The 21,858-nt window shown below is 69.9% G+C and carries 23 protein-coding genes; 19 read left to right on the top strand and 4 right to left on the bottom strand.

The window, feature by feature from the left end; genetic code table 11:
* Positions 1–3 precede the first annotated feature (3 nt).
* Positions 4–1,023, bottom strand: a complete 1,020-nt coding sequence (locus ACZ61C_RS17365; RefSeq protein ID WP_465307748.1) for an acyl-CoA dehydrogenase family protein — start codon at positions 1,021–1,023, stop codon at positions 4–6.
* Between the two features lie 9 nt (positions 1,024–1,032).
* The gene (locus tag ACZ61C_RS17360) at positions 1,033–2,193 is read right to left on the bottom strand and encodes an acyl-CoA dehydrogenase family protein (protein WP_465307746.1); all 1,161 of its coding nucleotides are present in this window, start codon (positions 2,191–2,193) and stop codon (positions 1,033–1,035) included.
* Positions 2,194–2,263: 70 nt separating this feature from the next.
* Between ACZ61C_RS17360 and ACZ61C_RS17355 the strand changes: the two genes are divergently transcribed.
* The 14 genes from ACZ61C_RS17355 (at position 2,264) to ACZ61C_RS17290 (ending at position 14,420) form a co-directional block, all read left to right on the top strand.
* A complete protein-coding gene (locus ACZ61C_RS17355; RefSeq protein WP_465307744.1) occupies positions 2,264–2,455 on the top strand; it encodes a ferredoxin in 192 nt (63 codons plus the stop codon).
* An 83-nt stretch (positions 2,456–2,538) separates the two neighbouring features.
* Positions 2,539–3,396, top strand: coding sequence for a 3-oxoacyl-ACP reductase (locus ACZ61C_RS17350; protein WP_465307742.1), 858 nt, complete (start codon positions 2,539–2,541; stop codon positions 3,394–3,396).
* The gene (locus ACZ61C_RS17345) at positions 3,393–4,157 is read left to right on the top strand and encodes a glucose 1-dehydrogenase (protein ID WP_465307740.1); all 765 of its coding nucleotides are present in this window, start codon (positions 3,393–3,395) and stop codon (positions 4,155–4,157) included. Before ACZ61C_RS17350 ends, ACZ61C_RS17345 begins: the two co-directional genes overlap by 4 nt.
* 87 nt (positions 4,158–4,244) lie before the next feature.
* Positions 4,245–5,033, top strand: coding sequence for an MlaE family ABC transporter permease (locus tag ACZ61C_RS17340; protein ID WP_086674213.1), 789 nt, complete (start codon positions 4,245–4,247; stop codon positions 5,031–5,033).
* Complete coding sequence (locus ACZ61C_RS17335) at positions 5,033–5,881, top strand: MlaE family ABC transporter permease (protein WP_465307738.1); 849 nt, start codon at positions 5,033–5,035, stop codon at positions 5,879–5,881. The genes ACZ61C_RS17340 and ACZ61C_RS17335 overlap by 1 nt, the downstream gene beginning before the upstream one ends.
* Positions 5,878–7,200 carry an MCE family protein gene (locus tag ACZ61C_RS17330; RefSeq protein WP_465307736.1) on the top strand — a complete coding sequence of 441 codons (1,323 nt, stop codon included), beginning with the start codon at positions 5,878–5,880 and terminating at the stop codon, positions 7,198–7,200. Before ACZ61C_RS17335 ends, ACZ61C_RS17330 begins: the two co-directional genes overlap by 4 nt.
* On the top strand, positions 7,197–8,234 hold the full coding sequence (locus ACZ61C_RS17325; RefSeq protein WP_465307734.1) for an MCE family protein: 1,038 nt from the start codon (positions 7,197–7,199) through the stop codon (positions 8,232–8,234). Before ACZ61C_RS17330 ends, ACZ61C_RS17325 begins: the two co-directional genes overlap by 4 nt.
* Positions 8,231–9,262: an MlaD family protein gene (locus ACZ61C_RS17320; RefSeq protein ID WP_465307732.1), complete on the top strand. Its 1,032-nt coding sequence runs from the start codon at positions 8,231–8,233 to the stop codon at positions 9,260–9,262. The genes ACZ61C_RS17325 and ACZ61C_RS17320 overlap by 4 nt, the downstream gene beginning before the upstream one ends.
* Entirely contained in the window at positions 9,259–10,452 is a 1,194-nt protein-coding gene (locus tag ACZ61C_RS17315) for an MCE family protein (protein ID WP_465307730.1), read from the top strand. The genes ACZ61C_RS17320 and ACZ61C_RS17315 overlap by 4 nt, the downstream gene beginning before the upstream one ends.
* Complete coding sequence (locus ACZ61C_RS17310) at positions 10,449–11,594, top strand: MCE family protein (RefSeq protein ID WP_465307728.1); 1,146 nt, start codon at positions 10,449–10,451, stop codon at positions 11,592–11,594. The genes ACZ61C_RS17315 and ACZ61C_RS17310 overlap by 4 nt, the downstream gene beginning before the upstream one ends.
* On the top strand, positions 11,591–12,826 hold the full coding sequence (locus tag ACZ61C_RS17305) for an MCE family protein (protein ID WP_465307726.1): 1,236 nt from the start codon (positions 11,591–11,593) through the stop codon (positions 12,824–12,826). Before ACZ61C_RS17310 ends, ACZ61C_RS17305 begins: the two co-directional genes overlap by 4 nt.
* A 5-nt stretch (positions 12,827–12,831) precedes the next feature.
* Positions 12,832–13,299: a hypothetical protein gene (locus ACZ61C_RS17300; protein ID WP_465308266.1), complete on the top strand. Its 468-nt coding sequence runs from the start codon at positions 12,832–12,834 to the stop codon at positions 13,297–13,299.
* Entirely contained in the window at positions 13,296–13,778 is a 483-nt protein-coding gene (locus ACZ61C_RS17295) for a hypothetical protein (protein WP_465307724.1), read from the top strand. The genes ACZ61C_RS17300 and ACZ61C_RS17295 overlap by 4 nt, the downstream gene beginning before the upstream one ends.
* A 63-nt stretch (positions 13,779–13,841) precedes the next feature.
* Positions 13,842–14,420: a DUF4760 domain-containing protein gene (locus ACZ61C_RS17290; protein WP_465307722.1), complete on the top strand. Its 579-nt coding sequence runs from the start codon at positions 13,842–13,844 to the stop codon at positions 14,418–14,420.
* On the opposite strand, the gene ACZ61C_RS17285 is transcribed toward ACZ61C_RS17290, so the two are convergent.
* Positions 14,417–14,893, bottom strand: coding sequence for a hypothetical protein (locus tag ACZ61C_RS17285; protein WP_465307720.1), 477 nt, complete (start codon positions 14,891–14,893; stop codon positions 14,417–14,419). The two genes, ACZ61C_RS17290 and ACZ61C_RS17285, sit on opposite strands and share 4 nt — an antisense overlap.
* Before the next feature lie 63 nt (positions 14,894–14,956).
* Here ACZ61C_RS17285 and ACZ61C_RS17280 point away from each other — a divergent pair, with 63 nt between their 5' ends.
* The 3 genes from ACZ61C_RS17280 to ACZ61C_RS17270 all read left to right on the top strand — a co-directional run bounded on the left by ACZ61C_RS17280 (position 14,957) and on the right by ACZ61C_RS17270 (position 18,448).
* A complete protein-coding gene (locus ACZ61C_RS17280) occupies positions 14,957–16,198 on the top strand; it encodes an aspartate aminotransferase type Ic (protein ID WP_465307718.1) in 1,242 nt (413 codons plus the stop codon).
* Positions 16,199–16,314: 116 nt separating this feature from the next.
* Positions 16,315–17,283, top strand: coding sequence for a ferritin-like domain-containing protein (locus ACZ61C_RS17275; protein ID WP_465307716.1), 969 nt, complete (start codon positions 16,315–16,317; stop codon positions 17,281–17,283).
* A 67-nt stretch (positions 17,284–17,350) separates the two neighbouring features.
* Positions 17,351–18,448: an FAD-dependent monooxygenase gene (locus tag ACZ61C_RS17270; RefSeq protein WP_465307714.1), complete on the top strand. Its 1,098-nt coding sequence runs from the start codon at positions 17,351–17,353 to the stop codon at positions 18,446–18,448.
* Here ACZ61C_RS17270 and ACZ61C_RS17265 read toward each other — a convergent pair.
* Positions 18,445–19,482, bottom strand: coding sequence for a LacI family DNA-binding transcriptional regulator (locus tag ACZ61C_RS17265; RefSeq protein WP_465307712.1), 1,038 nt, complete (start codon positions 19,480–19,482; stop codon positions 18,445–18,447). The genes ACZ61C_RS17270 and ACZ61C_RS17265 overlap by 4 nt on opposite strands.
* Before the next feature lie 160 nt (positions 19,483–19,642).
* On the opposite strand from ACZ61C_RS17265, the gene ACZ61C_RS17260 reads away from it, so the two are divergent.
* Both ACZ61C_RS17260 and ACZ61C_RS17255 read left to right on the top strand, forming a co-directional pair.
* Complete coding sequence (locus tag ACZ61C_RS17260; protein WP_465307710.1) at positions 19,643–20,929, top strand: ABC transporter substrate-binding protein; 1,287 nt, start codon at positions 19,643–19,645, stop codon at positions 20,927–20,929.
* Positions 20,929–21,849: a carbohydrate ABC transporter permease gene (locus tag ACZ61C_RS17255; protein ID WP_465307708.1), complete on the top strand. Its 921-nt coding sequence runs from the start codon at positions 20,929–20,931 to the stop codon at positions 21,847–21,849. The genes ACZ61C_RS17260 and ACZ61C_RS17255 overlap by 1 nt, the downstream gene beginning before the upstream one ends.
* Positions 21,850–21,858: the final 9 nt, after the last annotated feature.

The following is a 21,858-nucleotide window of genomic DNA, read 5'->3' as shown; positions in this document are numbered from 1 at the left end:
CGCTCAGCCCGCGGCCAGCTCGTCGCCGAGGGCCAGGAGCTGCGGAGTCGCCGAGCCCAGCAGGAACTCCAGGCGCTTCGCCGCCGTGAAGTACCGGTGCACCACGTGGTCGACGTCGATGCCGACGCCGCCGTGGACGTGGACCGTCGTGTGGGCCACCCGGTGCCCGGCCTCCGCCGCCCAGAACTTCGCCGTCGCCACCGCCTCCGCCGACGGGAGATCGGACGCCAGCCGCCACGCCGCCTGCAGGGACGTCAGCCGCACGGCTTCGACGTCGACGTAGGCGTCCGCGAGGCGCTGGCGGACCGCCTGGAAGCCGCCGATGACGTGGTCGAACTGCTTGCGCTCGGCCGCGTACGCCGCCGTCAGCTCCAGCGCCCGCTCGACCACGCCGAGCTGCTGCGCGCACACCCCGACCGTCCCGCGCAGCCGCAGCCATTCGCCGATGTCGCCCAGCGAAGTCCCCGGCACCCCGGACAGCTCCAGCAGAGCCGCGTCCGCGTGGTCGGTCGTCTGCTGCGGCCGCACCGTCACCCCGGGCGCGGCCGCGTCGACCAGGAAGACCTCGCCGGACGCCGCCACGAGGAAACCGTCGGCGAACGCGGCGAACGGCACCGCGGACCGGGACCCGGACACCCGGCCGTCCGAAGCGGTGAAGCCGGACAAAGCCACCGTGAGCACCCGCGCACCTCGCAGCACCGGCAGCACCCAGCGGTCCACCAGCTCCGGCGTGCCGAACTCGGCCAGCGCCGACGCCGCCATCGTGATCGACGTCAGGTACGGGACCGCGGCCACCGCGCGGCCGATCTCGGTGAGCACCGCGCACTGCTCCAGCAGCCCGAACCCGCCGCCGCCGAGGGACGACGGCAGGGCCGCGTCCAGCACGCCCGCTTGGCCCAGCGCTGTCCACAGTGGAGCGTCGAAGCCGCCGGTGCCGTGCGGGTCGTGAGTGGCCTTGTCGGCGAGGATCCGCCGGGTCAGCGCGGCGAGGTCGGCCGACGCTTCGGAAGGGGTGAAGTCCACTGGACGCTCCTAGCGCGTGACGGGCAGGCCGAGGGCGGTCGCGGCGATCATGTCCCGCTGGATCTCGTTGGTGCCGCCGCCGAAGGTGAGGATCAGCGCCGAGCGGTGCAGCCGCTCGATCCGGCCGGCCAGCAGCGCGCCCGGCGAGCCGTCGCGGACGACGGCCGCTTCGCCGAGCACCTCCATCAGCAGCCGGTAGGCCTCGATCGCGAACTCCGTGCCGTACACCTTCGTCGCCGACGCCTCGGCCGGCCCGAGCTCGCTCGCCGCGGCCGCCCAGGCGATCCGCCAGTTCCGCAGCTTCAGGTACTCCGCGCCGGCGTGCACCCGCGCGAGGTGCACCCGCACCCATTCCTGGTCGATCGCGCCGGTCTCCTTCGCCCACGCCAGCACGTCGGAAAGCGCCTTGCGAACCGGCGCCGACGACGTCAGCGCGACCCGCTCGTGGTTGAGCTGGTTGGTGATCAGCGGCCAGCCCGCGTTCTCCTCGGCGACGCGCGCCGACACCGGCACGCGCACCTCGTCGTAGTAGGTCGCGCTGGTCCCCGCGCCCGCCACGGTGCGCACCTTGGTCCAGGAGAACCCGGGCGCCGACGTCGGCACGATCAGCATCGACAGGCCCCGGTGCTTCTTCGCGTCGGGATCGGTCCGGACCGCGAGCCAGACGTAGTCGGCGTACTCGATCAGGCTCGTCCACATCTTCTGGCCGGTGACGACGTACTCGTCGCCGTCGCGCACCGCGCGTGTCTTCAGCGACGCGAGGTCGGTGCCCGCCTCCGGCTCGGAGTAGCCGATCGAGAAGTGCAGCTCGCCGGCGGCGATCTTCGGCAGGTAGAACGCCTTCTGCTCGTCGGTGCCGTAGCGCATGATGGTCGGCCCGACGGTGTTCACCGTGAGGAACGGGACCGGCACCCCGGCGATCGCGGCCTCGTCGGTGAAGATGAGCTGGTCGAGCATCGGCCGGCCCTGCCCGCCGTACTCCGGCGGCCAGCCGAGCGCCAGCCAGCCGTCCTTCCCCAGCTGCCGCACGATTTCCTTGTACGCGACGCCGTCGCCGTACTCGTCACCCGCGCGGAGGCTGTCCCGCCGCTCGGGCGTCATCAGCTCGGCGAAGTACTCCCGGAGCTCCGCGGCCAGTGCCCGCTGCTCGGCCGTGTAGTCGATCCGCACCCGTCACCTCGATCCGGCGTTATAGTAGAACCTGTTCTAGTTGTACCAGGACTCACGCGGCGGAGGAAGCATGGAGATCGACGTCGACCGCTCGCTCTGCGAGGCGAACGCGGTGTGCGTGGGGTTCGCCCCGGACGTCTTCGACCTCGACGACGACGAGGAGCTGGTCATCAAGCCCGGCGAAGTGCCCGCCGACCAGGTGGAACGTGTTTCCGACGCAGTCAAGGGCTGCCCGAAGAACGCCCTGTTCATCACGGGTTAGCACCGTTTACTGAAGGGCTTGCCCAGAACGAGAACAGATTCTAGTGTAGGCGCGAGATCCGGGACTCGACGAGGAGGCCTTGCGTGAGCCTGACCGGCAGGACAGCGATCGTCACGGGTGCCGCCGCCGGGCTGGGACGGGCCGAAGCGCTCGCCTTGGCCGCGCGGGGCGCCACGGTCGTCGTCAACGACATCGGCGAGCCGAAGGACGTCGTCGAAGAGATCGAAGCCGCTGGTGGCAAGGCCGTCGCGGTCGCCGGGGACGTCGGCGAACGCGCCACCGCGGACGCCCTCACCCGGGCCGCGCTCGACCTCGGCGGGCTCGACATCGTCGTGAACAACGCCGGTGTGCTGCGCGACAAGATGCTGTTCTCGATGTCGGACGACGACTGGGACACCGTGCTGCGCGTCCACCTGCGCGGCCACTTCCTGTTGTCCCGCAACGCCGCGAAGCACTGGCGCGACAAGTCCAAAGAGGACGGGAAACCGGTGTACGGGCGGCTGGTCAACACCGCGTCGGAGGCCTTCCTGATCGGCTCGCCCGGCCAGCCCAACTACGCCGCGGCGAAGGCCGGCATCACCGCGCTCACCATGTCGGCCGCCCGCGGCCTGGCCAAGTACGGCGTCCGCGCCAACGCGATCTGCCCGCGCGCGCGGACGGCGATGACCGAGGGCGTGTTCGGCGCCGCCCCTGCCGAAGGCGCCGATCCGCTCTCGGTCGAGCACGTCGCCCCGTTTGTCGCCTACCTCGCCTCGCCGGCGGCCGAGCACGTCAACGGCCAGGTCTTCATCGTGCACGGCGGCGCGGTCTCGCTGGTCGCGGCGCCCCGGATCGAGCAGCGCTGGAGCCTCGACGAGCTCGACACGACCGTCAGCGCGTACTTCGCCGAGCGCGACCCCGCCCGGATGTTCGCCGCCACCGAGATCTTGGAGGAGCCGTGAGGCTTGCGGGAAAGATCGCCCTGATCACCGGGGCCGCGCGCGGCCAAGGTGAGGCCGCCGCACGCGCGTTCGTTGCCGAAGGTGCGAAGGTGCTGCTCGCCGACATCCTCGACGACGAGGGCAAGCAGCTCGCCGCCGACCTCGGCGAGAGCGCCGTCTACCAGCATCTAGACGTCGGCAGCGAGGACGACTGGGCGGCCGCGATCGACCGGGCGACCACGGAGTTCGGCGCGCTGAACGTGCTGGTCAACAACGCGGGCATCCTCCATTTCTCCGAGCTGGGCAAGACGACGCTGGCCGATTACGAACGCGTTATCCGGGTGAACCAGATCGGGGCGTTTCTCGGGATGCGCTCGGTCGTTGAACCGATGACCGCCGCCGGCGGTGGCTCCATCGTCAACGTGTCCTCTGTGGAGGGTCTGGCCGGGATGCCGTACCTGATCGCCTACACCGCGAGCAAGTTCGCGATCCGCGGGATGACCAAGGTCGCGGCGATGGAGCTCGGGAAGAAGCACATCCGCGTCAACTCCGTCCACCCCGGCGCGATCGACACGCAGATGGTCGAGACCGCCGCGGGTGGGCAGAAAGTCGACATGTCGTACGTCGGGAAGAAGGTCCCCCTCGGGCGGGTCGGGCAGCCCGGGGACGTGGCGAAACTGGTGCTGTTCCTCGCCAGTGACGAAAGCGCGTACTCCACGGGTTCGGAGTTCGTGGCGGACGGCGGCGCCACGGCGTCGCACGCCCTCAACCTGAGCTTCTGAAAAACGATCAGTTAACACCGCTAACGTAAATCGGGCACCGGGTGTGGAGAAGACTCGGAGGTCAGCGACGACCTACTGGGAGGTGTGGTGAGCGAGAGCACGGGCACGCTCCCGGGAACCGCGGCCCTGACCCAGGTCGGGCGTCTCGCGACGCTGTCGTGGGAGGTCCTGCGCGCGATCTTCAAGCGCCCGTTCCAGGCCCGCGAGTGGATCCAGCAGTGCTGGTTCTTCGCCAGCGTCACGATCCTGCCGACCGCGCTGGTGGCCATCCCGTTCGGCGCGGTGATCGCGTTGCAGCTCGGTTCGCTGACCGCGCAGATCGGCGCCCAGTCGTTCACCGGCGCGGCCAGCGCGCTGGCCATCGTGCAGCAGGCGAGCCCGCTGATCACGGCGTTGCTCGTCGCGGGCGCCGGGGGCAGCGCGGTCTGCGCGGACATCGGCGCGCGCAAGATCCGCGAAGAGATCGACGCCATGGAGGTCCTCGGCGTCAACCCGATCCAGCGCCTGATCGTGCCGCGCGTGCTCGCCGCGATGGTCGTTTCGGTGCTGTTGAACGGCTTGGTCAGCGTGGTCGGCGTGCTCGGCGGGTACTTCTTCAACGTCGTCCTGCAGGGCGGCACGCCCGGCGCGTACCTGGCCAGCTTCAACGCGCTGGCGCAGGTGCCCGACCTCTGGGTCAGTGAGATCAAGGCGCTGCTGTACGGCTTCGTCGCGGGTGTGGTCGCGGCGTTCCGCGGGCTGAACCCGCCGCCCGGTCCGAAGGGCGTCGGCGACGCCGTCAACCAGGCCGTCGTGATCACGTTCCTGCTGCTGTTCCTGATCAACGTGGTGCTCACCGCGATCTACCTGCGGATCGTCCCACCGAAGGCCATGTGATGACGGCGGAACCCCTCGAACGCGACCGGACGCTCGAGTACATCGCGCGTCCCGGGCAGAGCCTGGAAGGCCTCGGCAAACAGCTCGCCTTCGCGGCGAAGGCGCTCGCCTGGTCCCCGCGCACGCTCCGCCGCTACAGCCGGGAAACGCTGCGGCTGCTCACCGAGGTCTGCTTCGGCACCGGCGGGCTCGCGGTCATCGGCGGCACGCTCGGCGTGATGATCGGGATGACGCTCTTCACCGGCCTGATCGTCGGCCTCCAGGGCTACTCCGCGCTCAACCAGCTCGGCACGGCCGCGCTCACCGGGTTCATCTCCGCCTACTTCAACACGCGCGAGGTCGCGCCGCTGTCGGCCGGGCTCGCGCTGAGCGCGACGGTCGGCTGCGGGTTCACCGCGCAGCTCGGGGCGATGCGGATCTCCGAGGAGATCGACGCCCTCGAGGTCATGGGCGTGCCGAGCATGCCGTACCTGGTGACGACGCGGGTGCTGGCCGGGGTCGCCGCGGTGATCCCGCTGTACGCGGTCGGCCTGCTGTCGAGCTACCTCGCGTCCCGGCAGATCACCATCTGGCTCTACGGCCAGTCCGCCGGCACCTACGACCACTACTTCACGCTCTTCTTGCCTCCCGGCGACGTCCTCTGGTCGTTCGGGAAGGTGATCGTCTTCAGCGTGCTCGTGATCCTTTCCCATTGTTATTACGGCTTCACCGCCAGCGGCGGCCCGGCCGGGGTCGGCGTGGCGGTGGGCCGCGCGGTGCGGACGTCGATCGTGCTGATCTCGGTGCTCGACTTCTTCCTGTCCCTCGCGATCTGGGGCGCCAACACCACGGTGAGGATCTCGGGATGAGGCGCGAGCTCTGGCAGCGGCTCCGGTACCAGGTGCTGGGGCTGGCCTTCCTGCTCGTCGCCGCGCTGTTCATCGCCTTCACCCTCGCCGTCTACCAGAAGGCCTTCACGCCGGTGACGCTCGTGAAGCTGGAAACCGACCACGTCGGCAGCCAGCTGCGCACCGGCGGCGACGTCAAGGTCCGCGGCATGCTCGTCGGCGAAGTCCGGTCGGTGCTGGCGAAGGGCGACCACGCCGAGCTGGAGCTGGCCCTCGACCCGGACAAGACGAGCGTGATCCCGAAGAACGTCTCGGCGCGGCTGCTGCCGAAGACGCTCTTCGGCGAGCGGTACGTCTCACTGCAGCTTCCCGAGACGTCGCAGGGCGCGATCAAGGCCGGCGACGTCATCCCGCAGGACCGCAGCAGCACGGCGATCGAGCTCCAGAAGGTGCTCGACGACGTGATGCCGCTGCTGCAGGCCGTCCAGCCGGAGAAGCTGGCGAGCACGCTCACCGCGGTGTCGACCGCGCTCGACGGCCGGGGCAAGCAGCTCGGCCAGACACTGGTGCAGCTGTCGGACTACCTCGGCAAGCTGAACCCGTCGCTCCCGGACGTCAAGGCCGACATCACCGGCCTGGCGAACGTCGCGAACACCTACGACAAGGCCGCGCCTGACTTGCTGCAGGCGTTGTCCGACCTGACGACGACGAGCCGCACGATCGTCGACCAGCGCGCCCAGCTCGGCGACCTCTACGCGACGGTCACCGCGGCTTCGGTCGACCTGACGAACTTCCTGCAGGTCAACAAGGACAACCTGATCCGGCTCACCACGGCCGTCCAGCCGACGCTGGACGTGCTCGCCAAGTACGCGCCCGAGTACCCGTGCCTGATGCGGCAGCTCGCGGAGTCGGTGCCGCGCGCGGAGCTGGCCTTCGGCAAGGGCACCGCGCACCCCGAGGTCAGCCGGGTCACCATCGAGTTCGCCGCGAGCCGCGGCAAGTACCTCCCCGGCGTCGACGAGCCCAAGTACGAGGACAAGCGCGGGCCGCGCTGCTACCCGTCGGTCCCCAAGCCGGGCGTGTGGCCGCAGTACCCGCCGGACGGCGCGATCAAGGACGGCTCCAGCAAGCCCCCGCCGCCGAAGTCGCCGCCCGAGTCACTGCCGGCGGGCGGTGGCGCCCTCGGCTCTTCCGGCAGCATCGTCGGCTCGGCCGACGAGTCGGACCTGATCGCGCTGCTCGCGTCCCCGGCGCTCGGCGCGTTGCCGGACCAGGTGCCCGGCTGGGCGGGGCTGCTGGTCGGGCCGCTCTACCGCGGAGCGGAGGTGGAGCTGAAGTGAGGAGCTTCGTCCCGTCGCTCATCAAGCTCGGCGTATTCGCCGTTGTCACCGTGCTGCTCACCGGCGTTCTCGCGGCCACCATCGCGAACACCAACTTCGGCGAGACTTCGGGCTACCTGGCGAAGTTCACCGACGCGTCCGGCCTCAAGGAAGGCGACGACGTCCGCATCGCCGGGGTCAAGGTCGGCCAGGTCGACACGATCGAGGTCGTCGAAGGGGACCGGAACCTCGCCCAGGTGCGGTTCGACGTCGAGCAGGCCTACCGGCTGCCGGAGTCGGTGACCGCGACGATCAAGTACCGCAACCTGGTCGGGCAGCGGTATCTCGCGCTCGGCACCGACGTCCCCGGCGACAAGGCGCTGCCGGACGGCGGCACGATCCCGCCCGAGCGCACCAAGCCCGCGTTGAACCTCACCGTGTTGTTCAACGGCTTCAAGCCGCTGTTCAAGGCCCTGAGCCCCAAGGACGTCAACCAGCTCTCGGCCGAGATCATCAGCGTCTTCCAGGGCGAGGGCGGCACGATCACCAGCCTGCTGCAGCACACCGCGTCGCTCACCACGGCGATCGCGAGCAAGGACCAGGTGATCGGGCAGGTCATCACGAACCTCAACACGGTCCTCGGCACGGTGAACGCGCACGGCCCGCAGCTCGGCGACCTCATCGAGCAGACGCAGAAGCTGGTCAGCGGCCTGGCCGAGCAGCGCAAGCCGATCGGCGACGCGGTGACCGCGCTCGGCGACCTCGCCGTGTCGACCACCGGCCTGCTCGCCGACGCGCGCCCGGCGCTCAAGGACGACGTCGCGCAGCTCGGTGTGCTGTCGCAGAACCTCGGCGACTCGGGCGAGCTGCTCAACCACCTGCTGGAGGTGCTGCCGGGCAACCTCCAGAAGTTCACCCGGACCCTGTCCTACGGCAGCTGGTTCAACTACTACCTGTGCGGGATCACCGGCACCATCGGCATTTCCTCGCTCGACATCACCCTGCCGATCATCCCGATCCCCGGCACGCAACGCGCGGAGAGGTGTGGTCCGTGAAACGGCTGAAGGATCGCAACCAGGCCGCGGTCGGCGCGGTCGCGCTCGTGCTGATCGTGCTCGTCACGGCCACGACGTACTTCTCCGACCAGCTCCCGTTCTTCGGCAACGGCACGACGTACTCGGCCTACTTCGGCGAGTCCGCCGGGCTGGCCCCGGACAACGAGGTCGAGGTCGCCGGCGTGAAGGTCGGCACGGTGTCGTCGGTGGCGCTGGCCGGGAAACAGGTGCTGGTCCGTTTCCGCGTCAAGGACGTCCGGGTCGGGGACGCGACGACGGCATCTATCGAGATCAAGACGCTGCTAGGGGAGAAGTACCTCGCGCTCGACCCGAAGGGCGGCGGCGCGCAGGAGCCGGACACGACGATCCCGCAGGCCCGCACCCGCACGCCGTTCCAGCTGCAGGACGCCTTCGAGCAGCTGTCGACGACGGTCGGCGACATCAACACCCAGCAGCTGGCCGACAGCTTCACCGCGTTGTCCGACAGCCTCAAGGACAGCCCGCAGTACCTGAAGGACACGCTGAACGGGCTGTCGTCGTTGGCGCGCACGGTGTCCTCCCGCGACAACGACCTGCACACCCTGCTGGCGAACACGAGCCAGGTGTCGAAGACGCTGTCCGACCGCAACGCGCAGCTCCAACGCGTGATCAGCGACGGCAACCTGCTGCTCACCGAGCTGCAGAACCGCAAGACCGCGATCCACGCCCTGCTCACCGGCACCCAGCAGCTCTCGCAGCAGCTGACCGGGCTGGTCCAGGACAACCGCGCGCAGCTGAAGCCGACGCTGGACAAGCTCGGGAAGGTGACCGACATCCTGCAGCGCAACCAGGGCAACCTCGACCAGAGCCTGGCGCTGATGGCGCCGTTCGCCCGCGTCGGCGCGAACGCCACCGGCAACGGCCGCTGGTTCGAGGGGTACCTGTGCGGGCTCCTGCCGCCGACGATCACCGCGGCCGGGCTGTCCATCAACCCCGAAGGCTGCACCCCGCCGATCGCGGCGCCGAACCAGGGGGTGGGCGGCCGATGACCATCCGCACCTACCGCGGCCGCAGCCTGGTGACGTGGCTGGCGTTCGCCTGTGTCCTGGCGCTTGTCGTCACCGCCGGGCTCTGGCTGGTGTTCCGCGCCTCCACCGGCACCACGTTGTCCGCCTACTTCGGCAAGACCGTCGGGCTCTACGCGGGTTCGTCGGTGCGGGTGCTCGGCGTGCCGGTCGGGCAGGTCACCGACGTCACGCCGGCCGGGGACGCGGTGCGCGTGGACATGCAGGTCGATTCCGCGGAGCTGCCCGCCGACGTCGGCGCGGTGGTCGTCGCGCCGAGCCTGGTCAGCGACCGGTACGTCCAGCTGACGCCCGCGTACGACAGCGGCCCGACGCTGGCGACCGGGACGGTCCTGCCGCGCGACCGCACGGCGACGCCGGTGGAGCTGGACGACCTGTACTCCAGCCTGGACAAGCTGTCGACGGCTTTGGGCCCCAACGGCGCCAACAAGGACGGCGCGCTGTCCGGCGTCCTGGACACCGCCGCCGGCGCGTTGAAGGGCAACGGCGCTTCGCTGAACTCGACGGTCGGGCAGCTCGCCGGCCTCGCGAAGACGTTGGACGGCTCGAAGGACGACCTGTTCTCGACCGTGCAGAACCTCAACTCCTTCACCGGCGCGCTGGCCCAGAGCGACCAGCAGCTCAACGAGTTCTACGGGCGCGTCGCCGACGTGAGCCAGTTCCTCGCCGCGGACTCATCCGACGTCGGGGCGGCGCTGCAGTCCCTCGGCGGGGCGCTCGGCGACGTCCAGCAGTTCGTCAACGACAACAAGGGCGCGCTGGAGTCCAATGTGGACAAGCTGGCGTCGCTGTCGAAGGTCCTGGTCGACCAGCGTGCCGCGCTGGCCGAGGTGCTCGACATCGCCCCGACCGGCGCGACGAACTTCATCAACTCCTACGACGCCGCGTCGGGCACCATCGCCGTCCGCGACAACCTGAACGAGCTCACCAACCCACCGATCCTCACCGTGTGCCGCCTGATCAGCGCGGGCACCCCGAAGCAGATCCCCGACACACTGGGGAACATCTGCAAGCAGCTCGCGCCGATCCTCGACGGCGCCCTGAAGCTGCCGACGATCCCGCAGGTGCTGAACTCCCTGCAGAACGGCACCTTGCCACCGTTGCCGCTCCCGCTCGTCGACGTGATGGAACAGCTTTCCGGCGGTGCGAAGTGAAGCGGCTCGCGGGAGTGCTCGCCGGGGTGCTCGTGCTGGCGGCCTGCAGCGACGGCGGGTTCAACGGCCTCTACGGCACGCCGCTGCCGGGCGGCGCCGACGTCGGCGACCACCCGTACCACGTCACGGCGTTGTTCACCGACGTGCTGGACCTGGTGCCGCAGTCGAGTGTGAAGGTCAACGACGTCGCGGTCGGGCGGGTCGACAAGATCACCCTGACGCCGGACACGAGGTCCGCGCAGGTGGCGATGACCGTGAACGGCGACATCGCGCTGCCGGCCAACGCGCACGCCGAACTCAAGCAGTCTTCGCTGCTGGGCGAGAAGTTCGTCGAGCTGAGCGTGCCGACGGCCGAACCGGCGTCCGGTCGGCTGGGCGACGGCGCGCGGATCCCGCTCGGGCGCACCAACCGCAACCCCGAGGTCGAGGAGGTGCTCGGCGCGCTTTCCCTGCTGCTCAACGGCGGCGGCGTCGAGCAGATCCAGAAGATCAGCCACGAGCTCAACGACGCGCTGTCCGGCAACGAGCCGGAGATCCGCGCGCTGCTGTCCCGGGTGGACGATCTCGCGACGCAGCTCGACGGGCACCGGACCGAGATCCTGCGGGCGATCGACGGGCTCGGGAAGCTGTCCCGGACGTTGACGGGGCAGACGCAGAACCTGTCGAACGCACTCGACAACCTCGCGCCGGGCCTGAAGGTCGTCACCGACCAGCGTGACCAGCTCGTGGGGATGCTGAACGCGCTGAACTCGTTGTCGGGCGTCGCCGTGGACACGGTCACGAAGAGCCGTGACCAGCTCGTCGCGAACCTCAAGGCGCTGCAGCCGTCGCTGACCAAGCTGGGCGAGGCCGGCTCGAACCTGCCGAAGGCGCTGCAGATCCTGCTGACCTACCCGTTCCCGGACTACGCGGGCAACGTGATCAAGGGGGACTACGCGAACGTCGAGGCGAACGTGAACCTCGACCTGGACACGCTGATCCAGAACTTCACCAACTCGTCGCAGCCGCCGATCGCGCTGCCGTCCGGGCAGCCGTCCGCGCTCGCGCCGCCGTTGCCGCTGCCCGACCTCGGCTCGGGTCCGCAGCAGGCGGGCCCGAACCTCCTGGGCGGGCTGCTCGGCCTGATCGGGGGTGGCAAGTGACCACCCGAAAGATCCGGATCCAGCTGATCGCGTTTGTCGTCATCGCCGTGGTCTCGGTCGTCTACGCCGGCGGCCGGTACGCCGGGCTGGACCGGCTCTTCGGCAACCGCGGCTACGTCGTCACGGCGCAGCTGACCGACTCCGGCGGGGTCTTCGTCAACTCCGAGGTCGCCTACCGCGGGGTCACGGTCGGCCGGGTGACGGGCATGACGCTCACCGAGCACGGCGTCGACGTCGCCCTCGACATCGACGCCGGCGCACCGGACATCCCGGCCGACGCGCACGCGCAGGTGGCGAACCGGTCGGCGGTGGGGGAGCAGTTCGTCGACCTGCTGCCCCTGCACGACGGCGGGCCGTTCCTGAAGGACGGATCGGTGATCACCACCGACAAGACGTCGCTGCCGCCGTCGCCGGACACCGTGCTGACCCACCTCGACGACCTGGTCGCGAGTGTGCACCCGGAGTCGCTGCGGACGGTCGTCGACGAGACGTACAACGCGTTCGCCGGTTCCGGGCCCGAGCTGCAGCAGCTGCTGGACAGCACGGGGTCGTTGACGGCGGCGGCCGCGCAGTACGTCCCGCAGACGCAGGGGCTGCTCGCGAACTCGCGGATCGTGCTGGACACCCAGCAGCGGCAGGCGGCGAACATCACCGACTTCGCCTCCGGGCTCCGCACGATTTCGGGCCGGCTCAAGACGTCCGACCCGGACCTGCGGCGCGTGATCGCGGAGGCGCCGAAGCTGAGCCGTCAGATCAGCGACGTGCTCGCCGCGTCCGGCACCGATCTCGGGGTGCTGTTCGCGAACCTGCTGACCACGGCGCAGATCACGTCGTCACGGCAGGACTCGGTCGAGGAACTGCTGGTGGCGTACCCGATCATCTCGGCGTTCTCGCCGTCGACGTCCCCGGACGGCACGGGTCACCTCGGTGTGGTGCTGAACTTCTTCGACCCGGCTTCGTGCACGAAGGGCTACGAAAGCACAAAGCAGCGTCCGGCGAATGACACTTCCGAGGCGCCGGTGAACATGAACGCGTACTGCGCGGAGCCGCCGGGCAGCCCGACGGGGGTGCGCGGCTCGCAGAACGCGCCGTACGCGGGCAAGCCGCCGGCGATCCCGGCCGCGCCTTCGCAGCCGGCGTCGGCGCCGGCGCAGTCGCAGCTGCCGGGGATGCTGAGCCTGCTGACCGGGCCGTCGGCGGGCGGGCTCGGCCGGCTGCTGGGCGCGCCGTGAAGGTTCTGGTCGTGGCCGCGGTGCTTTCCGTGCTGGCGGCCGGTTTTACGGGCTGGTCCTGGTGGCGGGCCGCTTCGGACGACTCGGCCGCCCGAGGCCGGGACCGCGACGCCGTGCTGGCCGCGTCGGGCCCGGAGCTGGTCACGCTGAACACGATCGACTACCGCTCCGCCGGAGCGGACGTCGACCGCTGGATCGCCGCGACGACGGGGCAGTACGGAAAGGACCTCTCCGGCGATCGGCAGTTGCAGATCGACCGGGCGACGACGGCTCGGACGGTGTCGACAGCTTCGTTGGTGCAGGCCGCGGTGACCGAGGTTTCCGCCGACTCGGCTCGCCTGCTGGCGGTGCTGGACGTCCGGGTCTCGACCGGCGGGGCGGCCGTCACTCCGCGTTTGAACCGGCTCACGGTGGACGTTTCGCGCACTCCGGACGGCTGGAAGATCGCGGGAGTCCAGGCGGCGGGCTCATGACGCGGGTACTGGCTCTGGTCGTGGCGGTGGCCCTGGGCTGCGCGGTGTGGTTCGGCATCGAGACGGCTTCCCTGTCCCCGGGCGACAATCTCGCACTGGTCGACACCGCGGCGACTTCCTCGGTCACGTCGGAGGTGAGTGACGCGGTGAAGTCGGTGTTTTCGTACGACTACGCGAACCTGGCCCGCACCGAGCGAGCGGCGTCGGAGGTGTTGACGGGAGCGGCGGTCGGCCAGTACCGCGACCAGTTCGCTTCGGCGCGCACCCGGGCCACCGCGGAGAAGCTGGTCCGGACGACGACGGTGCGCGCGGTGGGGGTGCGGACGCTGGTGGGTGACGATGCGTCGCTGCTGTTGTTCCTGGACCAGCAGACGGTGACCCAGTCCGGCGCAGCGCCGTCGTCTTCGGTGGCCCAGCTGGCGGTGACGGCGAAGCGGATCGACGGCCACTGGAAGCTGGCGACGCTCACGCCTCTCTAGCCGCGTTCGGAAAGCGTTGACGGGTTGACTACCAGATCGACGCTGCGGGGCTAAGGTCGGAAAATGGCAACTCAGGTCGCTCTTGACGTGCTTCCGATAGTCATCTCTGCTATCGCCCTGACAGTCGCGGTGGTATCGATGCGACGGCAGTGGCGGTCCGCGCGGAACGCGAACGCGGTGGCTGCCATTTTGAAGTTGTTCGAAGAGTACCGGTCAGACGATCTCAAAGCGGCCCGGCGGACGATCTTCGAGATGTCGGAATCCGACGCAGAAACGGCTCCGGCCCTGCGGGACTTACCAGCCGAGGCAAGGAGAGCGGCTGAGCGGGTTGCGCAGTATTTCGATCATGTCGGACTCTTGGTAGGGCATCGTCTCGTGCCGGCCAGGCCGATGATCTCTTTCTTTGGAGTCGGGTGTGAGAAGCTATGGGAGAAGCTCGCGCCGCATGTTGCGGTAGAACGGCGGTTGAGGGAAGTCGACTATTACCTCGGGTATTTTGAGGCGCTCGCTGCACTCTCGGAGAAGATCGGCGCTGACGAACTCAACCGGAAGATAACGATCAAGATGCGTCTGGGACGTGTGCCCGTTGAAGTGAACTCGGGCTGCGCAGGGTTAGCCGCCGACCCACACGGCCCGACCTAACCGTCCCAGACCGCCGCGCCCTGCCTGAGCACCTCGACCTCCGACTCCGCCGCCACCGGCCACAGCTCCACCACGTACCGGTAGTGCTCCCCGTACTCGTGGTCGTTCCAGTCGACCGGCGGCGGTCCGGCCGGCACGTACGAAACCCGCGCCCGGTACAAACCCGGCAGCACCGAAAAGAACTTTTCCTGCGACGGATAGTCGACAGGACCGGAAATCACCAGCTTCCCGCTCGGAACCGGAAGATCTGCTTCCACGACGTGCTCCGCGTCGGCCACCAGAGCCGGCGCCGACGGAACCAGCGTCACCGACGACTCGACCAGGTCCGACCGCGCCGTGGCGATGGCCACGCCGCCCGGCTCCGCCCCGACGCGGTGGTCCACCGCCGCCGGGGTCCAGCCGCTTCCGGTCAGGCGGGAAGCCGAGTCGCGCAACGAGAACTGCCGCTGGTCGGCGTGGACTACCAAGTGCACACCAACCACCCTAGCCAGGACCCGCCCCGAAATGGTATCGACGCCGGGTTTAGCGTAAACGCCATGACCACTGCTTCCGTCGACGTCGACTCGGCCCGCCGCGACTACGCGGCCCTGGTCGACCGCGGCCTCTCCCTCGACATCACCCGCGGCAAGCCCTCCCCGGAGCAGCTCGACCTCGCGAACGGCCTGCTGACCCTCCCCGGCGAGGGCGCCTTCAAGGCCGAGGACGGCACCGACGTCCGCAACTACGGTGGCCTCAAGGGCCTGCCGGAGCTGCGTCGCATCTTCGCCGGGCCGCTGCAGGTTCCGGCCGGGCAGCTGCTGGCCGCCGGCAACTCCAGCCTCGAGCTGATGCACGACGCCGTGGTGCAGGCGCTGCTGAGCAAGCTGCCCGGGGCCGAGCGCCGGTGGGCCGACGAGCCGCAGGTGAAGTTCCTCGCTCCCGTCCCGGGCTACGACCGGCACTTCGCGCTCACCGAGCGGTTCGGCATCGAGCTGGTCCCGGTCGCGATGACCGACGAAGGCCCCGACATGGACGCCGTCGAGACGCTGGTCGCCGAGGACCCCGCCGTCAAGGGCATCTGGTGCGTGCCGAAGTACAGCAACCCCACCGGGGTCACGTTCAGTGACGACGTCGTGCGGCGGCTCGCCACCATGACCACCGCGGCGCCCGACTTCCGGATCTTCTGGGACAACGCCTACGCCGTGCACCACCTGACCGACGCCGAGCCGGAGCTGGCCGACGTGCTCGCGCTGGCCACCGAGGCCGGCCACGCCGACCGCGTCTTCGTCTTCGGCTCGACCTCGAAGATCACCCACGCCGGCGCCGGGGTGGGCTTCTTCGGCGCGTCCGAGGCCAACCTCGCCTGGTGGACCGGCAACATCGGCAAGCGCACCATCGGCCCGGACAAGGTCAACCAGCTGCGCCACGCCGCCTTCCTCAAGGACGAGGACGGCGTCCGGGCGCACATGCGCAAGCACGCCGAGGTCATCGGGCCGAAGTTCGCGGCCGTCGACCGCATCCTCACCGAGGAGCTGTCCGACCTGGCGTCCTGGACCAAGCCGACCGGCGGGTACTTCATCTCGCTGACCGTGCCCCAGGGCACCGCGAAGGAGGTCGTGCGGCTGGCGAAGGAGGCCGGTGTCGCGCTGACCCCCGCCGGGGCGACCCACCCGCACGGGAACGACCCGGCCGACGCCGTCATCCGCATCGCGCCGACCTTCCCGGTGCTCGCCGACGTCGAGGAGGCCGTGCGGGCGCTGGCCGTCTGCGTGCGGCTCGCCGCCGCGCAGCGCTCCTGACCTGCGCAAACAGAATCCGGAAGAACTTTTTCCCGATTTGACCGAGCCGGGGGCCTCCCCCGTACGTATGACCGGTGGGTGAGGTGGACGAACTCGTCACGAGAGGACGTCCCCCGGTGTTCGGAAAACGCTACACACAGCAGCTCGTCGAGCGCAGCGCGGAGAACGCGACCGACCGCCGCCGCTTCCTCAAGGCTGCGGGAGCGGCGGGGCTCGGCGTCGCAGGTGCAGGCGCGCTCGGAACCGCGCTCTCGCTGGGCCTCGGCTCGGCGGGCGCGACTTCGCAGTACCCGGAGCAGAACGCGCAGGACGCCGCCGCCAGCGACGCCGCGGTGCTGAACTTCGCGCTCAACCTGGAGTACCTCGAGGCGAACCTGTACTCGTTCGCCGTCTACGGCTACGGGCTGAACGAGAAGTACGTCAACGGCGTCGGCAACCTGGGCAAGGTCTCCGGCGGGCACGCCGTGAAGTTCAAGAGCGAGCACACCAAGCAGATCGTCCAGGAGATCGCCGGCGACGAGGTCGCCCACGTCACCTTCCTGCGCAAGGCGCTCGACAAAGCCGCCGTCGCGCAGCCGGAGATCGACTTCCAGAACAGCTTCACCGCCGCCATGCAGGCCGCGGGCGTGATCAAGGAAGGCCAGACCTTCGACCCGTTCGCGAGCGAGAACAACTTCCTGCTCGCCGCGTTCCTCTTCGAGGACGTCGGCGTGTCCGCCTACAAGGGCGCGGCGCCGCTGGTGAACAACAAGACGTTCCTCGGCGCGGCGGCGGGCATCCTCGCGGTCGAGGCCTACCACGCGGGCATCGTGCGCGGGCAGCTGTTCGAACGCGGCCTCGGCGACATCACGAACAAGATCTCCGACGCCCGCGACAGCCTCGACGGCAAGGCCGACGACGACGAAGGCGTGCTCAAGGACGGCAAGGCGAACCTCGTCCCCGCGGACGCCAACGGCATCGCGTTCGGGCGCTCCGCCGACCGCGTGCTCAACATCGCCTACCTCAACCCGGACAAGGTGAGCTCGGGCGGCTTCTACCCCCGGGGCCTCAACGGCGACATCGCCACCAGTGGTGCCAAGGAGTGAGCGCCGCGTGCCGCCGTCACGGTAACGTCGTGCTCGGCGGCACGCGGAGTCCACGAGGGGGAGCAGAGTGCGGGTACTGGTCGCGGGTGGCGGGATCTCCGGCACGGTCACGGCGATGGCGGCGAAGCTGGCGGGGCACGACCCGGTCGTCTTCGAGGCCTACCCGGCCGGCGGGGACGACATCGGCGCGTTCCTCACGATCATGCACAACGGCATGGACGCCCTGCGCGCGATCGGCGCCGACCGGCCGGTGATCGACGCCTCCTTCGCCGCGTACGGCGTCGAGCTCGTCCTGCCGACCGGCGAGACCGCCGGACGCCGGGAGTTCGGCGCCGACGGCCCACGCACGATGACCCGCGCGGCGCTCTACCGCGTCCTGCAAGCCGAAGCCGCGCGCCGGGGCGTCCCGATCGAACGGGGCAAGCGTCTGGTCGGCGCGAAGCCGGACGGGACCGGCGTCGCGGCCGAATTCGCCGACGGCACCACCGAAACAGGTGACGTGGTGGTCGGCGCGGACGGGTTGCACTCGGTGGTCCGGAAGCTGATCGACCCGGACGCCGACGCACCGCGCTACACCGGCCAGACCATCGTCTGGGGTTACACGCGTGCGCCCGGGCTGCCGTCGGCGGCCGGGATCTACCGCATGGTCCGCGGGAGCAAAGCGGCTTTCGGGTTCACGACCGCCCCGGACGGCGCGACGTTCTGGTTCGCCCGCATCCCGGACGCCGAGCGCTCCCGCGAGGCGATCGCGGCGGTGAGCGCGGAAGGGTGGCGCGAGTTCGCGCACGCGGCGTTCGCCGGGGAACCGTTGCCCTGCGCGGACATCATCGCGGCCACCGGCGACGAGGTGTTCGGCGGCCACTCCTACGACGTCCCGCGGACGCGGATCTGGTCGACACCGGAAATGGTGCTCGTCGGCGACGCCGCGCACGCCGCGGCCCCAGCCGATGCGCAGGGCGCGTCGATGGCGATCGAAGACAGCGTCGTTCTCGCCCAGTGCCTGCGCGACCTGCCGGACCCGGCATCGGCGTTCGAGGCGTACGAAGGACTTCGGCGCGAGCGCGTCGAGAAGCTGGTCGCGTCGAGTTCGGGGCAGGACGTCGGCGAAAAGCCGGGCTGGGTCTACGCGCACCACATCGACTGGGACACGAAGATCACCGGCTAGGTGCCGCAGGAGTCACGGACCACCAGTTTCGTCGGCAGGTGCACCGGGTCCGGGGCCGTCCCGGTTTCGATCATCGCCAGCAGCGCGCCCGCCGCCGCCGTGCCGAAGCCCGGTTTGTCCTGGGCCACCGTCGTCAGCGCCGGGTCGACCAGCGACGCCACCTCGATGTCGTCGAAGCCCACCACCGCCAGGTCCGCCGGCACCCGCAGGCCGGCCGCGCGGGCGGCCAGCAGGGCGCCGACCGCCATCTCGTCGCTGGCCGCGAACACCGCCGTCGGCGGGTCCTTGCGGGCCAGCAGCCGGCGCATGCCGACGAACCCGCTTTCGCGGTAGAAGTCCCCGGTGACCACGTAATCCTCCCGCGCCGGCAGGCCCGCTTCGGCCAGCCCGCGCCGGTACCCCTCGGCGCGGGCGGCGGCGGGGGTGTTGCCGCGGGGGCCGGTGATCGTCGCGATGCGCTGGTGGCCGAGCGCGGCCAGGTGCCGGACGGCTTCCGCCGCGCCCGCCGCGTTGTCCGACGTCACGTAGGTCGCCCGCGGCCCCGACAGCGCCACGTCCACCGCGACGCACGGCAGCCCGGACTGGGCGAACGTGGTGAACGCCTCGGCGTCGGTCCCGCTGTCGATCAGCACCAGCCCGGCCAGGTGGTGCCGCCGGGTCATCCCGATGTAGGCGACCGGGTCGGCCAGCGACACGCCCGGGTTGCGGTCGCGGGCGTCGTCGCTCGTGGCGAGCAGGAGCAGGTGGTACCCGTGCGAGCTGAGCGCGGACTTGAGGCCCAGCAACAGGTCCTGCAGGAACGGGTGCCGCCAGCCGGGCCGCCGGTGGTCGGTGTCCCAGACCAGCCCGACCATCGCCGACCGCTGCCGGGACAGCGCCCGCGCCGACTCGTTCGGCGAGAAGTCGAGCTCCCGGGCGACCCGCTCGACGTGTTCACGCGTGGCCGCGCTGACCGTCGCGGGGCGGTTGAACACCCGGGACACGGTCGCGACCGAGACCCCGCAGAGCTGGGCGATTTCGCGCGCGGTGACCATGGCGACCTCCTGAGCTGTAACCGGTTACATCTGTAGCACATGATCTCTGTCTGCGGAAACCCGTCGGTAAGTTACCTTTTCGTTACTTGACGAACCGGGCCTGGGAGCGCTCTCATGGGTCCCGCGTTTTCCGATCGGCCCGCAGAACAACGGAGATCTCATGCGCCCGAAAACGACAACCCGCCGGATCCGCCTGATCGCCGGCGTGGTGTGCGCCGGCCTGGCCGCGGTCACCGCGCTGAGCGCCTGCGGCAGCAGCGACGCCGGCGGAGGCGGGAAGGTCAAGCTCAGCCTCGGCCTCTTCGGCAACTTCGGTTACACCGACCTGATCAAGGAGTACCAGGCGGCCCACCCGGGCATCGAGATTACCGAGCGGACCGCGTCCTACTCCGACCACCACAAGAACCTCGCCGCCCACCTGGCCACCGGCGGCGGCGCCGCGGACATCGAGGCGATCGACACCGGGTACGTCGCCCAGTTCAAGGCGACACCGGACAAGTTCGTCGACCTCAACACCGTCGGCGGCGACAAGCTCAAGGACCGCTGGCTGGGCTGGAAGTGGGCGGCCTCGCTGGGCAAGGGCGGCCAGCAGATCGGCTACGGCACCGACGTCGGCGGCCTGGCCATCTGTTATCGCCGGGACCTGCTCCAGGCCGCCGGACTGCCCGCCGACCGCGACGCCGTCTCCGCGCTCTGGCCCACCTGGCAGGCGTTCTTCGACGCCGGTAAGCGCTTCCAGGCCAAGGCGCCGAACGGCGTCAAGTGGATGGACGGCGGCCCGACCGTGCTCAACGCGATCTTCGGCCAGGCGCCCGTCGGGTACTACGACCAGAACGACCAGCTCGTCGTCGGCAGCAACCCGGCGCTGCGCACCGGGTGGGACCAGGTCGTCGACGCCGTCAAGGCGAACCTGAGCGCCGGCCTGCTCTACAGCACGCCGACCTGGAACACCGGCTTCACGCAGAGCCAGTTCGCCACCGTCACCTGTCCCGCCTGGATGATGACCAAGATCAAGGACCAGGCCCCGGACACCTCGGGCAAGTGGGACGTCGCGAGCGTGCCCGGCGGGGGCGGCAACTGGGGCGGCTCGTACCTGACCGTGCCCAAGCAGGGCAAGCACACCAAGGAAGCCGCCGACCTCGCCGCGTGGCTGACCGCGCCCGAGCAGCAGGCGAAGGTCTTCACCAGCCAGGGCCTGCTGCCCTCGACGCCGTCGCTCTACACCGACCCGAAGATCACCGGCTACACCAACCCGTTCTTCAACAACGCGCCCGTCGGCAAGCTCTTCACCGACGCTGCCAAGAAGCTGAACCCGCAGTACCAGGGTCCGAAGGCGGGCGACGTCCAGACCGAGTTCGGCAACGCGATGCAGCGCGTCGAGCAGGGCAAGCAGGACGGCGCGGCGGCCTGGCAGCAGCTGGTCGGTGACGTGGCGAAGATCAAGTAATGGCGCTGACGTTCGCCGACCGGCGGCACAAGTGGGACGTCAAGCTGTCGCCGTTCGGCTTCATCAGCCCGTACTTCCTGATCTTCGGCGTCTTCGGGCTGTTCCCGCTGCTGTACACGGCTTTCGTGTCGCTGCAGAAGCGCAACCTGCTCGACGCCGAGGGCGCGACGTTCATCGGGTTCGGCAACTACGACCAGCTGCTGTTCCACGACCCGTACTTCTGGAACGCGATGGGGAACACGGTCAGCCTGTGGCTGCTGACCACGATCCCGCAGATCCTGTTCGCGCTCGGCATCGCGCACCTGCTCAACCGCCGGCTGCGCGGGCGGACGCTGTTCCGGATGGGGATGATCCTGCCGAACATCACCTCGGTGGCGGCGGTGACGATCATCTTCGCGCAGCTGTTCGGCCGGGACTTCGGCCTGGTGAACTGGGGCTTGAGCTGGTTCGGCGGCGGGCACGTCGACTGGCAGGCCGGCACGGCCAGCTCGCACACCGCCATCGCGGCGATGGTGGTGTGGCGCTGGACCGGCTACCACGCGCTGATCTTCCTGGCGTCGATGCAGGCGATCCCGTCGACCATGTACGAGGCCGCCACCCTCGACGGCGCCCGCGGGTGGCAGCAGTTCTGGCGGATCACCGTCCCGCTGCTGCGGCCGCAGATCATCTTCTCGACGGTGATCGCGACGACCGGGAACATGCGGCTGCTCGCCGAGCCGCTGCTGTTCAACCCCGGCACGGCGGCGGCCACGGGCGGCTCGGACCGGCAGTTCCAGACCGCCGCGCTCTACCTCTACGAGCAGGGCTTCACCAAGTACGACTTCGGGTACAGCTCGGCGATCGCGCTGGTCCTGGCCGTCGTCACGATGCTCGTCGCGGGCCTGTCGTACCTGGTGACCCGGCGCATCCAAACCGACTGAGGAGCGGAC

It is taken from the genome of Amycolatopsis sp. NPDC104587 (assembly GCF_055583645.1).
This window is presented reverse-complemented; position numbering and strand designations above follow the sequence as displayed.

Bases quoted from the DNA above. Each gene is read 5' to 3' on its own strand.
- ACZ61C_RS17355 (WP_465307744.1), top strand. From the start codon at position 2,264: ATGGAGATCGACGTCGACCGCTCGCTCTGCGAGGCGAACGCGGTGTGC.
- ACZ61C_RS17335 (WP_465307738.1), top strand. From the start codon at position 5,033: ATGACGGCGGAACCCCTCGAACGCGACCGGACGCTCGAGTACATCGCG.
- ACZ61C_RS17330 (WP_465307736.1), top strand. From the start codon at position 5,878: ATGAGGCGCGAGCTCTGGCAGCGGCTCCGGTACCAGGTGCTGGGGCTG.
- ACZ61C_RS17315 (WP_465307730.1), top strand. From the start codon at position 9,259: ATGACCATCCGCACCTACCGCGGCCGCAGCCTGGTGACGTGGCTGGCG.
- ACZ61C_RS17295 (WP_465307724.1), top strand. From the start codon at position 13,296: ATGACGCGGGTACTGGCTCTGGTCGTGGCGGTGGCCCTGGGCTGCGCG.
- ACZ61C_RS17290 (WP_465307722.1), top strand. From the start codon at position 13,842: ATGGCAACTCAGGTCGCTCTTGACGTGCTTCCGATAGTCATCTCTGCT.
- ACZ61C_RS17280 (WP_465307718.1), top strand. From the start codon at position 14,957: ATGACCACTGCTTCCGTCGACGTCGACTCGGCCCGCCGCGACTACGCG.
- ACZ61C_RS17265 (WP_465307712.1), bottom strand. From the start codon at position 19,482: ATGGTCACCGCGCGCGAAATCGCCCAGCTCTGCGGGGTCTCGGTCGCG.
- ACZ61C_RS17260 (WP_465307710.1), top strand. From the start codon at position 19,643: ATGCGCCCGAAAACGACAACCCGCCGGATCCGCCTGATCGCCGGCGTG.
- ACZ61C_RS17255 (WP_465307708.1), top strand. From the start codon at position 20,929: ATGGCGCTGACGTTCGCCGACCGGCGGCACAAGTGGGACGTCAAGCTG.